Source organism: Chlamydia sp. (genome assembly GCF_017472245.1).
Lineage (GTDB): Bacteria > Chlamydiota > Chlamydiia > Chlamydiales > Chlamydiaceae > Chlamydia.
Genome location: NZ_JAFUQR010000008.1, coordinates 100677 through 122118 on the forward strand (window position 1 = coordinate 100677; position 21442 = coordinate 122118).

Below are 21442 nucleotides of genomic sequence, written 5' to 3' on the forward strand. Positions count from 1 at the left end.
TACCAATCAAACATAAATGGTGTATAGTCAAGTTTCTGTCATCTAAAGAGCTTTCTATAACCCAGACTAAACGCGCAAAATCTACTCTAAAGAAGGATAATTTTTTATGTTCCCGAATAACAAAATGCTTCTGATAGCAGGCCCCTGTGTTATTGAAAACCATTCTGTTTTCGAAACTGCACGACGATTAAAAGAGATAGTTGCTCCTTACTCGTCTTCTGTCCACTGGATCTTTAAAAGTAGTTATGACAAGGCTAATCGCTCGTCCATACAAAACTATCGCGGACCAGGACTAAAACTCGGCCTACAAATTCTTGCCAAAATTAAGGAAGAGCTAGATGTGGAGATCTTAACCGATGTGCATTCTCCTGAAGAAGCTCGCGAAGCCGCTAAAGTCTGCGATATTATCCAAGTACCCGCCTTCTTATGTCGGCAGACAGATCTACTTGTTACTGCAGGAGAGACCCAAGCTATTGTCAATATTAAAAAAGGGCAATTTCTTTCTCCTTGGGAAATGCAAGGACCGATCGATAAAGTCCTTTCCACAGGGAATAATAAAATCATTCTGACTGAAAGAGGTTATTCTTTCGGATATAATAATCTTGTTTCTGACATGCGTTCCATCGAAGTTCTCCGCCGCTTTGGCTTTCCTGTTATCTTTGATGGCACACATTCTGTACAACTTCCGGGGGCGTTACACAGCCAAAGTGGCGGACAAACAGAATTCATCCCAGTATTAACCCGCTCAGCAATCGCTGCTGGAGTACACGGATTATTTATCGAAACTCATCCAAACCCCACTTCCGCTCTTAGTGATGCTGCTTCTATGCTTTCTCTAAAAGACCTAGAGCGATTACTTCCTTCTTGGGCTCAGCTCTTTTCCTACATTCAAGAAATGGATACGGTTTCTGTATGACAAAATTTCTTTTTCACGGAATTTGGTGCACTTTTATTTTAGTATTATGTGTTTGCGGCACAGCATTAGCTGTCGTCAAAATGGGAAATTTTACGAATCTCACTCTCGTACCCCAAGATTCCTCTCTCCCCTCGCCTCCTTTTTTAAAAATAAAGAAACTTGGTGTACGCAAGCGCATTATTTCCCCTGAAAAACAATTTTTTTACTGTGCGATAGACAAGTCTTGTATGGAGCTGCATCTCTCAAATGCAAATGTATACTGTCGAGAACTCCTATCGCATCTGACAGGGAGTCTACAAACCGAAACAGCAGAGCGTGCTATGTTTTTTCGAGGAACAGGAGGGCTCCTTAATTACAAAGATTATTCTTTGAGCGTGTATAATTGTTGTTTTTCTATTAATGACCCCGATACGAACTCGGATACAACATCAGAAACCAATAAGGGAATTGCTGAGGGCGGAATGAAAGTTCTCTCTCTTTCCTTACTTAGGGACTAACTTTTTTATGCCAGTACTATCTGTTTGTAACCTAGTCAAAAAATATAATAAAAAACCCGTTACCAACGACGTATCCTTTCAAGTCAACGCTGGAGAGATCGTTGGATTATTAGGTCCAAATGGAGCAGGGAAAACCACCGCTTTTTATCAAACTGTGGGATTAATCCGCCCCGATTCAGGGAAAATTCTCTTTAAAAATACAGATATCACCAAAAAATCTATGGACTATCGCGCCCGCCTGGGGATTGGCTATCTAGCACAAGAACCTACGATTTTTAAAGAGCTCACCGTTAAAGAAAACCTGATTTGTGTCCTTGAAATTATCTACAAAACACGTAAGGAACAAACTCATTTACTGAATGCCCTTATCGATGATCTTCAGTTGACAACCAGCTTACATAAAAAAGCAGGCTCTTTGTCCGGAGGCGAGCGGCGCCGATTAGAAATTGCTTGTGTTCTTGCTTTGAATCCCAGCGTCCTTTTATTAGATGAGCCGTTTGCTAACGTAGATCCTCTTGTGATTCAAAATGTTAAATATCTCATCAAAATTTTAGCCAGTCGGGGCATCGGCATCTTAATTACAGATCACAATGCTAAGGAATTGCTGTCTATTGCTGATCGATGTTACCTCATTATTGATGGGAAGATCTTTTTTGAAGGATCTTCCGCACAAATGATCGCAAATCCCATGGTACGACAGCACTATTTGGGAGACTCTTTTTCTTAAAGTTAGACAAAAAACTTCTGGATAACCTGTTCACAGCCCGAATAAACCCAGGGCAGAACTTTTTTGTATCACAAAAGAAAAGGAGCTTGCTCTATCCTTGAGGATCTTCCTCAGCAAGTACCTCATTCGCTATCGCAGCTATAGTCTTCAAACCTTCAGGAAATCCTATAGCACACAATAAGTTATGGATATATGCTCTTTCTGACTGAAGTTGATCATTAATAAATTCTAAACGGGCTAACTCTTGGTGTACCTGAGATAACCGATCCATATGGCCGCTCCTTTTTTCTGGAATCGTTCACTTCTTATTAGGAGCAAAAACTGTGCCAGTTCCCTTAATAACGCCCTTTTTTCAAAATGAGTGCATCCAACGTCTCACGGTCTGCCCAAATTTCTACATGCTGTTTCGTTCTTGTGATCGCTGTATAAAGAATCGCGGAATCAAAAGCTTCGCTTCCCTTGGGAAAAATAATGATCACACGATCATACTCACTACCCTGACTTTTGTGAACCGACATAACATAATTGTAGGAGTAATGAGGAAAATCCTCTTTTTGTAGAATCTCTCCATTCATAAAACAAAGTTTGTGTGTCAGAGGATCCAGAACTCCTGTATCTCCATTTGTTAATCCCCAAGTTTCATATCTCTCTGTAACCATAATGGGAATAGATACCTGCGGATAATGCTCTTGCATTTCATTAAATAGTAGTTGATTCAATTGTAAAAACCCCCAAGGCCCCTGTCTCATGGGAGTCAATACACATAATGATACCCCTTCCTCAGCTGCTCGCATAAATGCAGTCGACAGTCTTCGAATTGCTTCGCGACGACTGGGTAACTGCTGAAAGGGTATCGGTTGTTTCTGAAGAACAGCATAGGCTAACTCTTGTAATTCTTTATGCTTCGCTCGATGACAAGTAGATAAGGAGAAAGTCTGCTTAGAGAATCCTGAAACAATCTCACGAAAAGGATTTCCTACCCCAATTCCTATCGGTGGAAGCTGATTGGCATCCCCAAAAACGACTATTCTATCTGTGAATACAGTTTCCCCTCGATACTCTCCCCGTATAGTCTTTATCAGACCATGTAAAAGATTCATGGTCACCATAGATCCCTCATCTACTAAGAGCAAATCCGCTGGAGAGCGTCCGTTACGCGTGTCTTTCAAAAATTTATGAATAGTAACTACTTCTACAGAATCTCCAATAATCCCCTGAGAAGTTAACACGCTGTGTAAATGAGTAGACGCTTTCCCTGTGGGAGAAGCAACCACAATCTGTGCCGAAGGAATTTGAGAAAGCACCAACCGAATCATTTGTACAGCTAGAAAAGTCTTTCCTGTTCCAGGCCCTCCACAAACAAGGGAAAAACAGGAATTTAACACATTTTTCAACACTCGATTCTGTTCTTCTGAAAGCTGAGGAATCTCCTCAAAGACAAGAGGGATGCGAGGAATTGCTTTCACCAATACCTGAAGTTTTTGAAAAACCTGCTCACGTAAAAGAAAAAGTGGCCGCAAATAAATTTTCTCATTAACAACTTCAAAAAGAGCGGTCTTCACCTCACGAGGAAGAGCCTGAAACCATTGAAATAACTCCCGATTTGTAATCCCAGGAAGAGTAGGACTCATTGCCTCTTCATGAATGGAGAAATATGGATATCCGCAACGCAACAAGGCGGATGCTACAGCCAAAAAAGCCTCTGCTTGTGGGGGAGAATCCTTTTGAGACAAGTGTTTTTGAGCAAAAGCAATATCAAAAGGAAGAAGGACATGCTGATCTACTAAAGATTGTAAACTATCTTGAACAAGCGAATGTACGTTCACAGAGAAAAGAATTTTTCTACCTTTGCGCTACATGCTTATAGCATAAAAGCGATGCTTTTTGCACTTGAGAATTGCAACCATCCTCTTTCGACGAAAGTTTTTGCAAAACTTCCCAAGCCTGATGATATTCTTTCTGTTCCACTAGGCTTAACCCCAGCAATCGTAAAGCTTCCTTAGAAGAAGATACTCGCACAAGCCAAGAGCTATATATTATGCAAAGCTGGTAATCTCCTTTAGAGAATAGATATTGCGCATCCGCGAGACAGTTCGCAATTTCTGCATCACAAGCTAATGTTTTCGGGAAATCCTCTTCATCTAAAAAATTTTCTATCAACATGAGTTGAGAGAAGGTCCGCATAGCTAAAGCTTGTTTATAAAAACGCTTCACAAATTGCAGAACTCGATTTTGACATGCCTTCTCTCGTTGAGAAAAAGACATAATCTCTTTGAGTAAGCGCAAACACGCTTTTTCTTGTCCGCTTCTCCATAAATGCTTAGCACTGAAAAAGAGATAATGCACTAACTGTTGCCGATCTACATCAGAAACATCTTGCTCTTCCCATAAAATCAAATATTCTTTGAGGCGCGTATAGTGTTCATCATCTTCACAAACCATTTTCATAATATCTTGCTTAGAAAGCAGTAATTTATATCCCCAAGAAGTTCGTGGTTCCAAAATCTTTAACAATGCTAAGTACTCACTAGCCAATCGGGTATTCCCTTGTGCTACCCAAAAGACAAGCTCATCGCTAAAAGACTCAATAGCCTTCTCTTTTAATTTTTGAATTTTTGAATTAGCGATTGCATGGCATATCTTTTGCGCATATCCGGAACCTGCCACCACTTCTTTTTTGATACCATCTAAAACTAACGCATAATTCGGGTGTACATAACTATTCTCCCAAAGCAGTAGCGCATCCATGAAAAGAGGGAGCATGGTTTCTGGAACAACACAAATGTGCTGCATCAATGTAGGAATAAGAGAACTTTCTGGGAAAAATGTTTTGTAAACAAACGCGTCAAATCCCCGCATTTGTTTCTGATAGAAAATAATCGTTGCATAATATTCTGGTAATAAGTCGCTTCGTACACCTTCTTGCAACTCCAGTAGATAACTTTTCCCCAACATTAATACTAAGCGGTTGTACATATCCGTGGACCAAACGTATTCCCGAGAAAGAATTTTATTAAAAATTCTATCAAGAACGATCCGCCCTTCTGTATATTGCCCAGAACAAATTAAGCTCTCTGCGGCTATATCTTCCAAAACATAGGGAGGAAACAACTCGTAAATGTTTGTATCTAAGCATAGCGGCTTATTCTGATCCACATGCTCAAACCATAAAGAAAAAGCTTCGATAGTTGCATTATATTCTTTGACACGATGTGCATATAAAGCTTTGAAAAACCAAAGATGCGCTTCTACTCCTTTCTCTTTTTCTAACTCAGCAATATATTCCGCCATTAGCGGCATATTATCTAAAAAATACGCATTCAGAATGCGTCCCTCTAACAACTCCCTATTTAAAAAGAAGGGAGCAGTTGTCTTTCTTTTATAGATACGAGAGAAAATCTCTTCAGATTCTTTGAATTTTTTTTGAATTTGCAAAGCAAATCCCTGACAGCAGAGTAAATACATTTGTTCTTGCTCTACAGGGAGCCCCTCTGCCAAGGTGCTTCCTTCTCGGAGCCTTGCGATGGTCCGATATTTACTTTCATGTTGTGCCAACGAAGAGTCTTTAGAAGCAAAAAACAGATATAACTTACCTCCTGCAGAAAAACAAGAGAGGAGAAAACCCACTAGCAAGAAAATGCGAACCACAAAGCCTTCTCTTTCCTTAAAATACCTTACTTTTAAGTCGGATCTTTTTATCTAAGCTGCCTAGTTCACTTCAACAGTACAAAAAGCAACCCGTTAAAGAGTTGTGGAGTTTATATCAAAAAAATTTAACCTTTCAAAGAAAAAGTATAAAACAAGTTCCTCTGTGATTTCGGAGGGAGGGGGGGGACAATCATAAAAACGTGCGCAACAAAAAGGGAAAGAGTGCACCTCTTTCCCTTGTGTCACAACCAACTTCAGTAGGTACCTAAAGCTATTTAATTGTCTCGACAACCTCTCGGGGTTCCTGTTCCATACAAGAGGATGCAAGAGTTTGCATCGAGGAAGCTTGTACAGATTCATAAATGCGTCGCTCCAACTCCTGGAACAACTCTTTATTTCTTTTTAGTTCTTCTCGAACAGCTTCTCGTCCTTGACCTAACTTGCGATCTTGGTAATTAAACCAAGAGCCTTTCTTATCAATAATATTCTTCTCTACAGCAAGATCGATAATACATCCTGCGGAAGAGATTCCTTCATTAAATAAAATATCGAATTCAGCAGTTCTGAATGGAGGAGCTAATTTGTTCTTAGCAACCTTCACCTTAATTCGGTTTCCTATATCGAAGTTTTCTCCTCCTTTTATGGAGCCGATACGCCGAATATCTATACGAATAGAAGAATAGAACTTAAGCGCTCGCCCCCCGGTTGTTGTTTCCGGGTTACCAAAACTCACGCCTATTTTCTCACGAATTTGGTTAATAAAAATTGCACAAGTATTTGTTCGTGCTAAAGTTGCTGTCAATTTTCGTAAAGCTTGCGACATCATACGAGCTTGTAAGCCCACATGCACGTCTCCAATTTCTCCTTCCAACTCACTTTTTGGAACTAAAGCAGCAACAGAATCGATAACGATGACATCTACAGCTCCGGATCGTGCTAAAAGCTCTGCAATACTCAAAGCATCCTCTCCACAATCAGGTTGAGAGATCATCAAGTCATTAATATTAGCACCTATTAATGCCGCGTAATTAGGGTCTAAAGCATGCTCAGCATCGATATAGGCTGCTACTCCCCCCATTTTTTGAGCATTAGCTACTATATGCGTTGCCAGAGTTGTCTTTCCAGAAGACTCTGGACCAAAAATCTCTATAATTCTTCCTTTAGGAACCCCACCTATTCCCAAGGCTAAATCTAACGACAATGCACCTGTTTTGATAGTCGATATCTCATGAGCAGAGGAATGTTTTCCTAAACTCATGATGGATCCTGCGCCAAACTGTTTTTCAATATAAGCAATGGCGGCTTCCAAAGCCCTTTTTCGGTCGGGAACGCTCATGTATACTCCTTGTTGCGCTTCCTAGAAGACTCTACTCTAGGAGGTTGCTACCTACAACCTCTTGTATTTCGTGGCGTCAGTTTGCAATATTTCAAAGGCAACAGTCAAGTGCTAGAATTTCAAAAAACACCTGCCATTTTTCCTCATAAAAACATAAATTCTTATTACGTCAAATACAGCATATTTAAAGGAATATCATGTTCTTCCCTAGGAAGATGTACTATCTGTTGCTCCTTAAAACCTACCCCTACAGTCCAAATATATGGATATCTCATCAAAAACCGATCATAATATCCCCCGCCATATCCCAAGCGGAATTTATTCTGATCAAAAACGACAGCGGGAACCAAGGCTGCTGTAATGCATCGTGCATCCACTGCCTCTCCTTTTACAGCATCTAAGTCTTTCGGAGAAGAAAGTCTTTGCGTCTCCGCAAAAGAAAATGCAACAGGGATTAAATCCAATCCTTGTATTTTTGGAAAAAGAACCCGTTTCTGTTGAGCCAACCAAATATTAATTGCATGAACATCTAGCTCGGCACGAAAGGGAACGTAAGACAACACCAATCCTTTAGGAATATGATGAACAACAAAATCCCACAAATGACGAGCAGCTTCCTTCCTTCGAAAAGGAGGAATTTGCTCACGTCTAGCTAATCCCTCTCGCCGTAAACAAAACTTCTGCTCTACAATTGTCTTCATGAGTGAATAACAGGCTTACCATCTTCATAAAAAACTTTTTTTAAAAGTCCTCCTGTCGGACTAAAAAAGGCCGCTGTCCCACAACCTTTTTCTACTTTAGCGTATGGGTAACGATCATCGGGTCGAAAATACTCACCTTTAATCAGCAGATCTTCCGCGTACTCTTCGGTTGCCATAATCTGTCCTTCAGGATAGTACAGCATCAAAAGTCCCTGTTTTTTATTTTGGACAAGTTCTTTACTGCTCTCTAAAGTTCCATTCGGATACCAAGTTTTTACTGATCCCTGTAAAATACCTTTAGACCAGGTTAACGACATTTTTTTCCCTCCTCCCAGCGGGTAAAAAAATACCTCTTCCCCCTCTTTGTGATCGTTGATTAGAGAATAAGTTTGTCGAACCTCTGTTCCTGTCTCATCGAAAACCACGACCTCTCCATGTGTAACCCCACGAAGGATTTGTCGTGTTTCTATAACTGCATATTTTCCGTAAACCGCTTGTTTTCCTTTACCATCTACTACACGAAAAAGTTCTGCCTTAGTGGCTGGATCGTAATATTTTCCTGTCCAAAGTTTTCCTTGAAAAAATTCTTCTTCGGCAAGTAGTTGTTGAGAATTGGGTTCATAGCGTAACGAGCTTCCTGACAACAACCCTTTACAAAAAGTTTGCTTTTTTAAAAGACTCCCTTCTTCAGTGAATATCAGAAAATCTCCATGAGCCACTCCTTTATGATAAGGGCATTGTTTCCACACATTTCCGTTAGAGTGATAATAGGTAGAGACTCCCTCTAAAAAGCCTTTTTCATATTGAATAACAGCCTCTAGTTGTCCCTCACTATCATAAGCATACGTTATTCCATCGAATAACCATCCCGCTTCTGCAGAAGGATGTAAATCTGCGATACCGCCGATAACTTCAGCTTGAATACGAATCTTTCCGTTACTATGCCATTCACGATAACGTCCAAAAGCTCGGTTATTCAAACACTCTAAATATTGCCGAATTTGTCCATTTGGATAGTAAGTCGTTAAACAGGCAACAGCCTCCCCCGAAGCATTCTTGTAGGTACGCATGACTTTTTGATAGGGTTGAGGGGAAAGGAAATCAACCTTCGTATATTTTTGTAATTTTTCTTTGGAGCAAATTGTCTCAGAAAGACCATTCCTATCAATAATATTAATCCCCGTAAGGCGAAGTTTATCATAAACTCCCGCATCTACTAATCCATTAAGTAAAAGAAAACACAAACACAACTTGATGCTTCTAGTTATAAACATCGTCCCCAAGCCTCCGCGTGCACAACCCACACCTCGTTTCCTAATGAAGAAGTCTGTCTAGTCATTTCCCAATAAGAGAGAAACACCAAAGGGATTTGAGGATCTTTAAGATCAAATAACTTCAATAAACTAGGAAGATCTTCTCCCTCTACTTGGATCTTTTTTCGTAAAGAAAATAACTTATGATGGCTTCCCAACTCTTTTTCTTCCCAAAACAACCGGTTATCTTGTAAGAAAGCTTGCCGATCTTTGATCTCACGGCTTCTTCCTACCCAAGTCGTGATAGGAAGCTGACCAACTGCTTCCCGTTCCCTATTTAAAAAAACAAGCTGCTCTCCCTTTGCGATCCAGTCAGAAAAATCTACTTGTTGTCGAGACGCCTTCCACTGAGCATTCTTGACTGCTACCCGGTGAACACGATCCCGTCTATTTTGCAACGCTTGCATATCCTTAAGCAAATCTTCCCAAGCTGCATTGATACGTTGCCGCCAGCACCACACACCTATCGCAGGAAGAGGGGCAACACAACTAGCCAAAAATAGTAAAGTCAAAATCCAGAGCCGCCGCATTACCCCCTCCCTTTCAAAGCCATTCGTACATCAAAATTTCGGTCTGCTAACTTTGTAGAAAGAACCGCCGAACCCAACCAAACCGATAATTTGTCCACGAAAGATGAAAAATCTTCATCATTAGCAAATCCTTGTAAGGAAACATAAGCTCGATACTCTCCCGAAGGATTGTTCTCATAAGGAATATTTTCTAGTTTATACACATAGCGAGAGAAGGAAAGAGAAGGAAGACCCTCTGTCATCTGACCCAGCTTCTCCATCACTTCTTGGCTCGTAGGGACTGTAGGAAAATACTCATATCCTGAACTATGATCAGAATCACAAACCTCTTTCACTACCTGTTGAGCTGAGCGAAGTGTGTACGGTAATGTTTCTCCAAAAGATACTTCTTCAAAGACTCGTCGAGTATTTCGAACTACCAGCAGGGTTTCTAAACCACTGCCTACAAATACAGCAAAGGCACCTGCTAAAGCGAACTTAGTGATAGTCCATATTTTTCTTTGCAACCAACGACGACATGCTTTTCTAGAAAAGTCTTGCATTCCATAAGAAAAACAAGGATCTTTACCACGTACTTCATGATAGGCTGCAGCGACCGCATCGCGATAAGGTTCTTGATCTGCAGAAAGCTCTGGGAACAGGGGGCTAATGATTACAGGCACTCCAGCCCGTCGGCTTAATAAAATACGTAAAGAATTGGATAGATAAGCCCCATGAATTTCTGACAAAGACACTTTATATGTCTCTTGAACATAGACGAAAGATGCCAACAAGTCATCCAACAGGTTTGTAGCATCATTTCTAAATCCCCGAGACAATAGTAAGGACCCTTCTTGAACAAAGATACATATCGTTTCGTCTATACTTTCATATACAAAAAAATAAGCTGTGAGCTGATGTAAAAGAGAGTGTTGAAGAGCAGAAAAGATATCTTTAGCTCGACAAGAGATCGTCGTGGCAATCCCCCCTTTTTCTTCTAAAACAGCCATCTCTTTAACAACAGATTGTCTTTGTAACATCCATAATGTAACGGCCCTTTCTTGATGAGAATTCCATTTTCCAAGACTATGTGTAACAACGAGGTTTTTCAAGGGGAGCGCTGCAGTAGCTTCTTGCTCCGCATAGACCATTTTTAAAAAATATTTTTTGCTTTTTAAAGAAGAGATAACACTTTTTACTAAAGTCTCTCTTCCTTGTAAGTACAAAACAATCTTTAAAGATAAGGATCTTTTAGGCAAAGATAATGGAACCCCTTCCGCGAGCTCTTCGCAACGACAAAGACGCCACGCTTTACAGGTTTTCTGTAAAATTGCTATCCTGGTGACGTTTTCTGCATTTTGGGTCACTCCGACGCAGTAAATAGGCAGCTTAAAATCCATTTAGCGTTTTTCTTTTTCTTTTTAAAATGAAAAACGCACATTTTAGAAAATAAAAGCATCTTTTTCAAGAAAAACATTATTAACAACAAACAAAGTTTTAAAATGCTTTCTTATTTGCTTAGAACTGCAGTTAATATTTATAGTTTTTTAATTCTAATTTACGTTCTTTGTTCTTGGCTGCCAGAATGCCACAATATGCAGTGGTATCGAGTCATTCGTCGTTGGGTAACCCCATATCTCCGTATTTTTCATAAATTTGTACCTCGCATAGGATTTATCGACATTAGCCCAATGATTGCTCTCCTTTGTCTTGGAATTCTTCCTTTCATGATTCTAAAAATTTTACATTTCATTGTTTTGAATGTGTTTCAATCACCATGGCTTCTACAATTTTTATAAAAAATCTTCCTCTCAAATCCCCGATAGTTTACGCCCCTTTAGCCGGATTTTCTGATTACCCCTATCGCCGTATGTCAGCCCAATACCATCCCGCACTCATGTTTTGCGAAATGGTTAAAATGGAGGGGCTGCACTACTGTCCTAAACGAACGTTACGTCTACTAGATTTTTCAGAATCTATGCGCCCTATCGGTGGCCAACTCTGTGGTAGCCGCCCGGAGCTTGCTGGAGAATCTGCAAAAGTACTAGAGGATTTAGGATTTGATCTCATAGATCTTAACTGTGGATGCCCCACAGACCGCATTACTAAAGATGGTAGCGGTTCCGGAATGCTTAAAACTCCAGAGCTAATAGGCAAAGTCATTGAGAAGATGGTAGAGGCTGTTTCTCTTCCTGTAACTGTTAAAATCCGTTCTGGCTGGGATTTCGAACATATTAACGTTGAAGAAACCGTCCGTATTATCAAAGAAAGTGGTGCTAGCGCTGTCTTTGTACATGGAAGAACCCGTTCGCAAGGATATAACGGGCCCAGTAACTTAGATTTTATTTCACAAGCAAAACAAGCTGCAGGTAATCATTTTCCTGTTTTCGGAAACGGAGATGTTTTCTCCCCAGAGGCCGCTAAAACTATGCTAGAAACCACTCTTTGCGATGGAATCCTTGTTGCTCGAGGTACTATGGGAGCTCCTTGGATTGGGAAGCAAATAGAAGATTACCTAACGACAGGGACATACTCCACTCCTTCCTTCTCCATGAGAAAACAAGCTTTCATACAGCATTTACAATGGATAGAGGAGTATTACCAAAGCGAAGAAAAACTATTAACAGACACGCGAAAACTTTGCGGCTATTACTTAATACTTTCTCCTAAAGTACGTTCTTTGCGCGCAGGTTTAGCCAAAGCTTCTTCAGCAAAGGAAATCTATCAACTTATTGAAAATTTTGAAGAACCCCAGGAAGAGGTTGAAGAACTCTTTTCTGAATAGAAAAAAGACCACCTATTCTCCTTTTATTAAATTGGCGCTCAATTTTTTTGATAAGGCGAACATATCAATGGGCTCTTCCCCTATAACTCCTTTCAACTTACTATCTGGGACAATAACTCTTTTGTTATCGAGGGATTGTAATCCATTAGCTTTAATATATGCCCAGATCTTTTTTGTAGCCTCTGGAAGGCTTACAAGATCTGGACCAATCACAGCAGCTAAGGCTGCAGAGGGCATGTAAGTGGGAACAGTTCGTTTTTTCGAGAGTGCTGGTTTCTTCGTTATTTTGCTTTCTTTTCCTTTTTTAGTAGAAGCTACTTTCTTCTTCTTCGGTTTCTTCTCGTACGGAGTCTTCTGTGTTCCTGTATATTTTTCAAGAACTGCGTCTATAGTGTTCCCAATCACGCTACAAGAAGGATATTCCGAGCAAGAGTAAAACATTTTATTAAATCGAGATCTTCTTTTAACAAGATGGCCAGAGCAACCTTCTGCAGGGCATCCTACCATTTCTTCAGGCTCAGAACCAACTTCCCCTTTCTTAAAAAGATTTATAATGTGGTGACATTGTGGATAATTCTCGCAGCCTAAAAAGCTTCCGAATTTTCCATGTCGAACCTTCATGTGTCCTCCACAAAGAGCACAAGGAGCATCCCAGGGAGTATCTTCAGCGTATTCATTTTTATCAAACGTCAGTTCTTCTTCTGAAGTTTTGTAATCACAAGCTGGATATTCGGAACAGCCAAAGAAGTATCGATTTTTAGCCCAAATCTTCACTAATTTCCCCTTATGACATTTTGGGCAATCCATTTCTGTCACAATGCGAGGAATAAACGCTTCTTTCTCAGCAGTAACAACAAAAGGCAGGAACAATTCACAAAATTCTTGTAATAACTGCTTCCAGGGTTTTTTGTTATCGGCGATCAGTTCCAACTCATCTTCCATCTTGGCCGTGAAACCGATATCCATGATACGAGGGAAATTTGTCTCCAAGAATTGACATACGACCTTTCCAAGTTCGGTAGGACGCAATCTTTGCCCTTCTTTCAAGGTATACTCCCGACTCTGAATCTTATTCATGATAGTGGCATAGGTGGAAGGTCTCCCTATTCCTGATTTTTCTAACTCCTTAACTAAAGAAGCCTCTGTAAAACGTGGTAAAGGTTTGGTATGTGATTGCTCTGCTTCTACTTTTTCCTTATCAAGTGCATCCTGCTCCAGAAGCTTTGGAAGATGAATATTTTCTTCTTCTTCTCCTTCCTCATCTGTTTTCTCCTCATAGACAGCTAAGAACCCTTTAAACTTCAAACAAGATCCCGTCGCCCGCAGATCAATCTTTTTATTCGTCGTAATACGAATAGTAAGAGTATCATAAATCGCAGATGTCATTTGCGAAGCTATAAAACGCTTCCATATCAGGGCGTAAAGCTTATATTGATCGTCTGTTAACTTACTACGAACAGCATCTGGAGTTAAAGAAACATCCGTAGGACGTATGGCTTCATGAGCATCTTGAGCCATTTTTTTTGAGGCATATACATTTGGAGAAGGAGGGACATATTCTTCTCCAAAACTATTTTTAATGTAATTGCGCACTTGTTTTACTGCTTCAGGATCAGTCCGAACTGAATCTGTTCTCATGTAGGTAATTAATCCCACTGTACCATGATTATCTAAATCTACTCCTTCATACAAGGTCTGGGCAATATTCATGGTTCTGGAAGAAGAAAAGCGATAGTGACGGCTAGCTTCCTGCTGTAAAGTGGAAGTAATGAATGGCGGATATGCGTGCCGTTTTTTCTCTTTAGACTCTACACGGTCTACAAAATACTTAGCAGATTCTAATAGAACAACAATTTGATCTGCTTTCTCTTTAGAGTTAATTAAAGTAACTTCTTCTGGAGTTTTTCCTTCTGGAATTTCCTTTTCCCATTTTTTCCCATTTACAGAATGTAAATGAGCCCAAAAAGCCTTTTCACTTTTAGGATCTTTGAGATGTACACGGATATTCCAAAACTCGACAGGAACGAACTTCTCTATAGCATATTCGCGATCGACAACTAATTTTAAAGCTACAGACTGCACTCTACCAGCGGAAATTCCAGACCAACGTTGCAGCTTACGACCTAAGATAGGAGAAATTTTATATCCCACTATGCGATCAAGAAACCGTCGTGCCTGCTGCGCATTCACTAAAGCCATATCAATAGCTCTCGGATGTTTCAATGCTTCTGTAACAGCACTTTTCGTAATCGCATTGAAAGAAATACGTTGAATTTTTGTATTTTTTGGCAGTTGATTGGCAATATGCCACGCTATAGCTTCTCCTTCCCGGTCTGGATCAGGAGCCAGATAAACAACATCACAGTTTTTTGCTTCCGCACAAATTTTCCGAATGACGTCTTCTTTTCCCTCTAAAATTTGGTAATCCGGAATAAATCCATTTTCAATATCAATACCAAACCCTTTTGCAGGAAGATCGACAATATGCCCTAAAGAGGAGTCAAAAATAAACCCTTCTCCTAATAACTTCCTTAGAGTTTTAATCTTAGCTGGGGACTCAACGATGATTAAGGATTTTTTCATATACCAATGCCAACAATCGGGATCCTGGTCTTTCGCACAAAAGCTTTTTTTAAAAAAAAAGAACCTTTTCTTATACGATTATATTAGTCCCTCTTCATTTACCTTTTTCTTATTTCGATTCCTTTCCAAAAATCTTTTTGCATTAGTTATTCTTTTTTAGAAAATTACGATTCTTCGCACTCATGTTTATTAGCAAAGAGCTTAACTAAACAACGAAAGGAAATTCTATCCCTTTCATCATTTCGAAAGTTTCTTATGTCAATAAGAATTACCACAAGCAAACACCATCTTTGCAGCTTAGGACCATCCAGTCCGAAGCTAACCCCAAGATTCCCTCGCAATGGATACTTCTCTGGATCTTCCACCTTTTTGAGGCAAAAGAAATGTACTTATAGATCAATCACATGAGGGATCCATCTTCTTCTCATAACCTCAACCGCACGATCTCGTACCTTAAAGTCTTAATGAGAAGTCTTTGCAAAGACTTTCAACAACAAAATTGGATCGAAGAGCTGCTGAGAAAAAGCCCGCTAAGCTTTCCAGATAGTTTCTCTGCAAAAAGCCCAACAGTTAATGACTTTTTTCAAAACAGTTATACAGAACCTTCCAACTGCAGCAAGATTTTGCAGGATAGCAATCTTTCCCGGAGCCCAATGATATTGGGTCTAAGGAAAATGTCAAGGACATTTACTCCTCTCATCGCAGACTTTTACAACTCTATAACCAAAAGCCTCTGAGAGCTCTACCCGCCAACAAAATTCCCATCCTACAAAAACTTCAGATCTCCGCTATCCTTTGGCAAAAAACCTATACTTACGTATGGTAAAGTCTAAGCTAGCACATAAGAAAGCAGCGTAACGAGTCTTCATTGCAGACTAAAACTCTTGGGATCAGCCTTGAACACACTTGAATTTCTCTCGTCTTCCTCGGATTCCTACGATGATTTGCTGCAACTCAATAAAGAAGGTTTCATTGCTGGTCCTGGAGAAGAAAAACAAGCGTTTTTTCTACGAGTAGAAAAAACATTAGATGAAGCTCCTCTTCACCCAACCACTTTCCCCCTTGAACTACAAAAACTATTTGATATTCATCCTTTTTTCCTAGAAGTTACCTACTCTAATGAAAGCCTTGATGCCTGGGAAGCAGGATGTACTTGGATCACAGATCATAGAGTAACGATTCAACTACGAAAACGATTTCAACGCTCTCCTTTTTGGTTTGGTTTTTTTTCCAAGGATGAGGTGTTGTCTCATGAAGCAGTTCATGCTGTACGCATGAAATTTTATGAGCCCATTTTTGAAGAAGTGCTTGCTTATAGCACTTCCAAACGTTGGTGGAGAAGATTTTTCGGACCATTGTTCCGTTCCGCAGATGAAACACATTTCTTTCTATTTTTTGTATTATTCGGAGCTCTCTTGCTTCCTTGGGTCCCTTTGATAGGCCTTGCTTGCATATTCTCTCCCAACATTTTCTTTTTCTCTCGATTATTCCGAACTCAAAGCCTTTTTCATAAAGCCAAGAAAAAAATCCGCAAGCTTTTAGGCATAGAACCACTTTGGGTACTTCTGCGCCTAACAGACAAGGAAATCCGTTTTTTTGCCACACAACCTACAGCAGTGCTAGAAGACTTCGCTAGAAAGGAAAAGCTCAAAAGTATCCGGTGGCGACAAATTTATCAAAGTTACTTCACTTAAAAGCTATGAATTATCTTAGAAATTACTGAGATACAAGCAAAGAATACTGAGGACCGGTATCCTGAACTAGTTGCACATATTGCACTGATAGCCCAGCCTGTTTCAATTGAGTAAAGAAAAGCTGACTTTGGACCTGATCCCCTAAACAAACAATGCCTAAAGAAGGCTGTTTTTTCAATAGCGCACCAACCTCTTCCACTTGTCGATCTATCCAAGAAGAAAAAGCTTGTCCTTCAACCCCATACGAGAAAATAGTGGTCACAAAATGAGGGATTAAATAAGAGGTCCACCCCGGCTGTAGTTTTTTGTCTAAGATAAACACACGACTACGTAATGTTTTAGGAAATAATGCAAGAATACGGCGTGCCTCCTTATAGGAAGTAGCGGATGCAAAAAAGCAACATACTTTTTCTGCTTTAGGAGCAGAAAAACTTTTCCTCAGCTGTCTACCTAGCACTCGAGTTAAAAGCAAACGATACACATGTTCTTTGAATAGCCAAAGAGAAAGTATTGCAAAACTCACAACCAACGCTCCCATATAAAGGAAACTTTGATCTGGAGTTAAGCGCAGACCCGACCCTAACAAACGAACAACCCCAGCAGCCATTAAAACGCCTAAAAAATCTAAAAAATTATTTAAAGCTAATACCTGACCCCTTTTGTGCTCAGGACTGACAAGCTGGATATACGCATGTAAGGGAACTTGATAGATTCCGCCAAAAAGGCCTAAACAAAAAAGAAGAATAAGAACTGCGGTTATCGAAAACGAGAATAAACAAAGGACCATCATAGAAAAGCCAACCCCTAACGAAGCTAGGGGGGAAAACCCTAGCTTGATGTCTTTTCCAGACAACCAACCCGCCATATAAGAGCCCACTCCCATTCCTACAGCTACTATAGGAAATAGATAAGCTCCATAATGTTTCGAATATCCCAGGGTAAACTCTACAAAAGGAATAATCTGCAATTGGACATACGCACCAACGAAAAGGAAGAAAGCGACAAAAAACACAGAAACCGTAAGGTAAGCTATCTTACGGGTTTCCTGAAAGACGGTCCAAAGATTTTTAAAACTCACATATGTGATTTTCTGTCTTTTATTTTTTACATTGCTTGCACGAATCCCAAAGGCGATAAATAAGCTCAAAATTGAAGATACAACACAAAAACAAACCGACAACTCATAACTATTCGTAACAAAATCTTGAGTTAAATCAACCATGAGTGGTGCTAAGCACGACCCTAGAATACTCCCTGAATATGTAGCTGCAGTCATCATTCCATTTGCTTTTGATAGCTCTTCTATAGGAAGCATTTCTGGTAGTATACCCATTTTTGCCGGACCAAAAATGGCGGAATGACAAGCCATCAATACCAAAACAGTATAACCCCCCATTACCGAATTGATGTGGAAGAAGAAAACACCTAAAATGGCACAGATGATTTCGACAACACGGGTTAACAAAATAATATTCCGTTTTTGAAACCGATCTGCCAAACTACCCGAGAAAGGTGCCAGTAGGATGTAAGGGAGAGCAAAAAAGAAACTAACCAAAGAGAGGATCTTGGCATTCTCTTCTAAATTTTTTCCCTCCAATAAGAAAAAAACTAACAGAAACTTATAGAGATTGTCGTTTATAATCGTAAGAAAATGTGTAACGACCAATGCCCGGAAAGATCGTTTCCTTGCAGTAATATTCATGAATGCAACCAATGAATGAACTATCTCACAGCCAAGCAACGTTTAGCAACCACCCAGAAGTTCTTCTGGCTAAACTTGCTCAAGACCTGTTCTCTATCAACCAAACTCCCATGACAAAACGATGGATCCTGGTGCCGAGCTCAGACACAGATCACTGGCTACGAAGAGAATTGGTAAAGGCTTCATCCAATCACATCTTCATGGGGACGCATATTTTTGCCTCTTTCGATGCTTTTGTCAAATACTTATTCTCTGGGACGCCTTTTGCTGACCGCTCAACTCCTGATCACATTACTTTACCACTCACGATTTATCATCTCTTACAAGAGTCTTTTTTCACTTCTTCTTCAGAAGTTTCTTATGCGCATCTGCAAAAACTTTCTTCTATTTTTAAAAAATTTTACACGTTTTCCCAAGAACCTTCGACTAATAATGCATACTACCAACATCTGTTTTCACAGTTAAAAAGTACATATACTCCTTTAGAAACGATCTTCTCTTCAATCCTAACCTATCCTCCCAAATATCCTTGTTCTCTCCATATTTTTGGATACCCACAACTCCCCCAGCATGTTGCTTCCTTTTTCATTGCTTTAGGCAAACATTTTCCCGTACATTTTTATTGTTTTTCCCCCAGTGCAGCCTATTTCGGAGATTTACTGTCTGATAAGGCTATGGCTCTGCTCTCTCCTAAAATTCCAGAACCTCACCAAGAGACTTGGGAAAAATACGTGTTAAATGATCGGTTAGCCTTATTGGCAAACCTTGCTCACCGCTCTCAATCTTTACAAAACTTCTTTTTGGACTATAGCGTTCCCTATGAAGAGCTCTTTCAACCTTGTGGAAAAAATTCTTCCTTAGAAATCGTAAAAGATAGCTTTTTCCATCTACAACCCATAGATCAAAAGCTCTTTGCTCAATCACCTCAAACTATTTTCGTACGACAAGCGTCTTCTGCCTTCCGAGAAGTCCACGAATTATTTTCTATTATCTCCCAGCTCCTTCACTCAGGAGTTCCTGCACATGAAATATTTATCGTTTCTTCTAACATCTCTAAGTACGAAACTCTCTTAAAAGGTATTTTTGAACCGCACCTTCCCCTATACCAAACTAAAACTGAAAAGACTCAAACATGCGATCTGAGAAGCAAATTATTCCTAATATTTTCTTTTCTATTCTCTAAAGGTTCTCTAAATGATCTATTACGCATCCTAACCCATCCTCACCTGCTTATCCCTTTAGAAACTACGAAAATCGGCTTCATTACACAGAAACTTTCTGACTACTGGAAATCTTTATCACAAAAAGCACCTCTACTCACCCAACTCATGCATCACATTTTGGATGAATATCCTTTCATCGATGATACAGGAAGTGTGAACGAAACAGAAACCTGGGAAATCATTATTCCCCTTCTTGATACATTACAAGAACTCACTGCTAACTATACAGACTCCGGGGATAAGACCTATGAGAAACATCTAGAAGTCATCTTTTCCTCTTTGAAAAAGATCTTTTTCCTATCTACAGAAGAACTTTCTCTTCTTGTTTCTCTATCGAAAACTTTACAAGCTTTTACAAACTCTATCTGCTCCTTAACTATTTTCTCAGAATTTTGCTTAGATTTTCTTTCACATATTCCTGGTCACAGCCAACTATATAATCAGCCGGGACCGTTTGTTGGGTCTTTGAATAGTCTCAGCCTAATCCCTAAAGGCTATACCTTCATTCTTGGCGCTAATAAAAGAGATCTCTCTTTAGATACAAGTTTTCTGATAGATCCTTCGCTCATGCAGGAAGACTTGCTTTTTTCTTCTACAGAAGATGAAGATCATCTACATTTCCTGCAAACGATCGTTTCTACTAAACATCAGCTACATATTAGTTATCTTTCCTCTTCAAAAAATCCCGCTTTACCCAATTCTGCTCTCAAACATTTATTAGATGCTGTACCTATCCGAGAGGAGATTCTTTCTGGGAAACTCTATGCAAAAGATAACTTTTCTTCTCAGCCATTACATCAGTCTTATCACACCTACTACCGTATGGCCCAGGTTTCATCTTTACAAAACAAAGCACCTTCTCTTTTTACTACTTCTGAGACACAACCTATTCCTACTTATATATCCCTCAAACATCTTATCAAGGCATTCAAAGATCCACTTAATGTTTTCCTAAACACTCAACATGGCTTTTCTTTTCATCCTAAATCTGTCTTCTCAAAATCTGAAAAAGTATTTCCTAGTCCTTACGATGCAAAAGCCTTTTGGGATCACCATCTGTCTTCCCGATCCCCGCTTCCCACGACTAACTATCTTTCTGCATTCACCGAATCCTTATATACTCAAGTACAAGATTCGATAAATCAACGGTTAGAGACTTTACAAGAAGATCCGTTGACGGCTCCTTTTTCTGTAATCTTTTCTCACCAGCTCTTCCATGACCTTAAAAGTCCTCACGATAAGCACGTCCCCCCTATTTCCCTTGCTCTCAACCAAAAAACCGTATATCTTCAAGGGGACGTTCGCGGGGTTTGCTCACAAGGAGTGTATTTATTCTCCATGCTTCCTGGAGAAACTTTTAAAAAAAACAATAAAAAACAGGGTTTCCCTAGAGACTTGTTCGAGCTTGAATCCTATCTCGAATCTTATCTCTCCTTAGCAATGCTTCAATTTACACAACTTCTTCCCAAAGAAGCGACTGTTCTCCGCGTGACTCCCTATGCTATTGAACCCATACAACCTCCTTTCTGCTCTCCAGAAGCCTATCTTCTTCGTGTACTGAGTCTGTACGAGTACATACAAAACCATGCGGTTCCCCTTCTTTCCGCACAAGCCTGGGAATATCTCAAGAAAACCGATACAGCGCCTTCTCTCATAAAAAAATTATTGGATAATGAAGAAGATCCTCTGGCAAATAGCTTCTGGTTGTTTCACAATCGCGATACAGAGGAAATCTGCTCAGCTCTTTCTACAGAAATTCTTACCCAGCTTCTTGCTCTCTTTGTAAACCCGGATATACAATAAAACTA

Annotated in this window: 17 protein-coding genes; 7 read left to right on the plus strand and 10 right to left on the minus strand. The window is 39.8% G+C overall.

Going from position 1 to position 21442, the window contains the following annotated elements; all coding sequences use genetic code 11:
• The first annotated feature begins 106 nt into the window (after nucleotides 1-106).
• Genes kdsA through lptB form a run of 3 tightly spaced genes read left to right on the plus strand, consistent with a single transcriptional unit; the run spans nucleotide 107 to nucleotide 2140 of the window.
• The gene (kdsA, locus tag IJ490_RS03515) at nucleotides 107-916 is read left to right on the plus strand and encodes a 3-deoxy-8-phosphooctulonate synthase (RefSeq protein ID WP_291894197.1); all 810 of its coding nucleotides are present in this window, start codon (nucleotides 107-109) and stop codon (nucleotides 914-916) included.
• A complete protein-coding gene (locus IJ490_RS03520; protein WP_291894200.1) occupies nucleotides 913-1413 on the plus strand; it encodes a DUF1137 domain-containing protein in 501 nt (166 codons plus the stop codon). Before kdsA ends, IJ490_RS03520 begins: the two co-directional genes overlap by 4 nt.
• Before the next feature lie 7 nt (nucleotides 1414-1420).
• A complete protein-coding gene (lptB, locus tag IJ490_RS03525; RefSeq protein WP_291894203.1) occupies nucleotides 1421-2140 on the plus strand; it encodes an LPS export ABC transporter ATP-binding protein in 720 nt (239 codons plus the stop codon).
• A 91-nt stretch (nucleotides 2141-2231) separates the two neighbouring features.
• Here the strand turns inward: lptB and IJ490_RS03530 are convergent, their stop codons facing one another.
• The 8 genes from IJ490_RS03530 to IJ490_RS03565 all read right to left on the minus strand — a co-directional run bounded on the left by IJ490_RS03530 (nucleotide 2232) and on the right by IJ490_RS03565 (nucleotide 11047).
• Nucleotides 2232-2411 carry a hypothetical protein gene (locus IJ490_RS03530; protein WP_291894206.1) on the minus strand — a complete coding sequence of 60 codons (180 nt, stop codon included), beginning with the start codon at nucleotides 2409-2411 and terminating at the stop codon, nucleotides 2232-2234.
• Between the two features lie 64 nt (nucleotides 2412-2475).
• A complete protein-coding gene (gene recD, locus IJ490_RS03535) occupies nucleotides 2476-3966 on the minus strand; it encodes an exodeoxyribonuclease V subunit alpha (protein ID WP_291894209.1) in 1491 nt (496 codons plus the stop codon).
• 16 nt (nucleotides 3967-3982) lie between these two features.
• Nucleotides 3983-5788 carry a DUF1347 family protein gene (locus IJ490_RS03540; protein WP_291894212.1) on the minus strand — a complete coding sequence of 602 codons (1806 nt, stop codon included), beginning with the start codon at nucleotides 5786-5788 and terminating at the stop codon, nucleotides 3983-3985.
• Nucleotides 5789-6059: 271 nt separating this feature from the next.
• Nucleotides 6060-7124: a recombinase RecA gene (recA, locus tag IJ490_RS03545; protein WP_291894215.1), complete on the minus strand. Its 1065-nt coding sequence runs from the start codon at nucleotides 7122-7124 to the stop codon at nucleotides 6060-6062.
• A 164-nt stretch (nucleotides 7125-7288) separates the two neighbouring features.
• Complete coding sequence (locus IJ490_RS03550; protein ID WP_291894218.1) at nucleotides 7289-7825, minus strand: 5-formyltetrahydrofolate cyclo-ligase; 537 nt, start codon at nucleotides 7823-7825, stop codon at nucleotides 7289-7291.
• Nucleotides 7822-9099 carry a toxin-antitoxin system YwqK family antitoxin gene (locus IJ490_RS03555; protein ID WP_291894221.1) on the minus strand — a complete coding sequence of 426 codons (1278 nt, stop codon included), beginning with the start codon at nucleotides 9097-9099 and terminating at the stop codon, nucleotides 7822-7824. The genes IJ490_RS03550 and IJ490_RS03555 overlap by 4 nt, the downstream gene beginning before the upstream one ends.
• Nucleotides 9090-9668 (minus strand): hypothetical protein, encoded by a 579-nt coding sequence (locus tag IJ490_RS03560; protein WP_291894223.1) that lies wholly within the window; start codon nucleotides 9666-9668, stop codon nucleotides 9090-9092. The genes IJ490_RS03555 and IJ490_RS03560 overlap by 10 nt, the downstream gene beginning before the upstream one ends.
• Nucleotides 9668-11047, minus strand: a complete 1380-nt coding sequence (locus tag IJ490_RS03565; RefSeq protein ID WP_291894226.1) for a hypothetical protein — start codon at nucleotides 11045-11047, stop codon at nucleotides 9668-9670. Before IJ490_RS03565 ends, IJ490_RS03560 begins: the two co-directional genes overlap by 1 nt.
• A gap of 102 nt (nucleotides 11048-11149) precedes the next feature.
• Here IJ490_RS03565 and IJ490_RS03570 point away from each other — a divergent pair, with 102 nt between their 5' ends.
• The gene (locus tag IJ490_RS03570; RefSeq protein ID WP_291894229.1) at nucleotides 11150-11446 is read left to right on the plus strand and encodes a YggT family protein; all 297 of its coding nucleotides are present in this window, start codon (nucleotides 11150-11152) and stop codon (nucleotides 11444-11446) included.
• Nucleotides 11425-12432, plus strand: a complete 1008-nt coding sequence (dusB, locus tag IJ490_RS03575) for a tRNA dihydrouridine synthase DusB (RefSeq protein ID WP_291894232.1) — start codon at nucleotides 11425-11427, stop codon at nucleotides 12430-12432. Before IJ490_RS03570 ends, dusB begins: the two co-directional genes overlap by 22 nt.
• Nucleotides 12433-12444: 12 nt before the next feature.
• Here the strand turns inward: dusB and topA are convergent, their stop codons facing one another.
• Nucleotides 12445-15015 (minus strand): type I DNA topoisomerase, encoded by a 2571-nt coding sequence (gene topA / locus IJ490_RS03580; protein WP_291894236.1) that lies wholly within the window; start codon nucleotides 15013-15015, stop codon nucleotides 12445-12447.
• A gap of 884 nt (nucleotides 15016-15899) precedes the next feature.
• Between topA and IJ490_RS03585 the strand changes: the two genes are divergently transcribed.
• The gene (locus tag IJ490_RS03585; protein WP_291894239.1) at nucleotides 15900-16709 is read left to right on the plus strand and encodes a hypothetical protein; all 810 of its coding nucleotides are present in this window, start codon (nucleotides 15900-15902) and stop codon (nucleotides 16707-16709) included.
• Between the two features lie 22 nt (nucleotides 16710-16731).
• On the opposite strand, the gene IJ490_RS03590 is transcribed toward IJ490_RS03585, so the two are convergent.
• Nucleotides 16732-18411, minus strand: coding sequence for an MFS transporter (locus tag IJ490_RS03590; RefSeq protein WP_291894242.1), 1680 nt, complete (start codon nucleotides 18409-18411; stop codon nucleotides 16732-16734).
• Nucleotides 18412-18422: 11 nt separating this feature from the next.
• Between IJ490_RS03590 and IJ490_RS03595 the strand changes: the two genes are divergently transcribed.
• On the plus strand, nucleotides 18423-21437 hold the full coding sequence (locus IJ490_RS03595) for an exodeoxyribonuclease V subunit gamma (RefSeq protein ID WP_291894245.1): 3015 nt from the start codon (nucleotides 18423-18425) through the stop codon (nucleotides 21435-21437).
• Nucleotides 21438-21442: the final 5 nt, after the last annotated feature.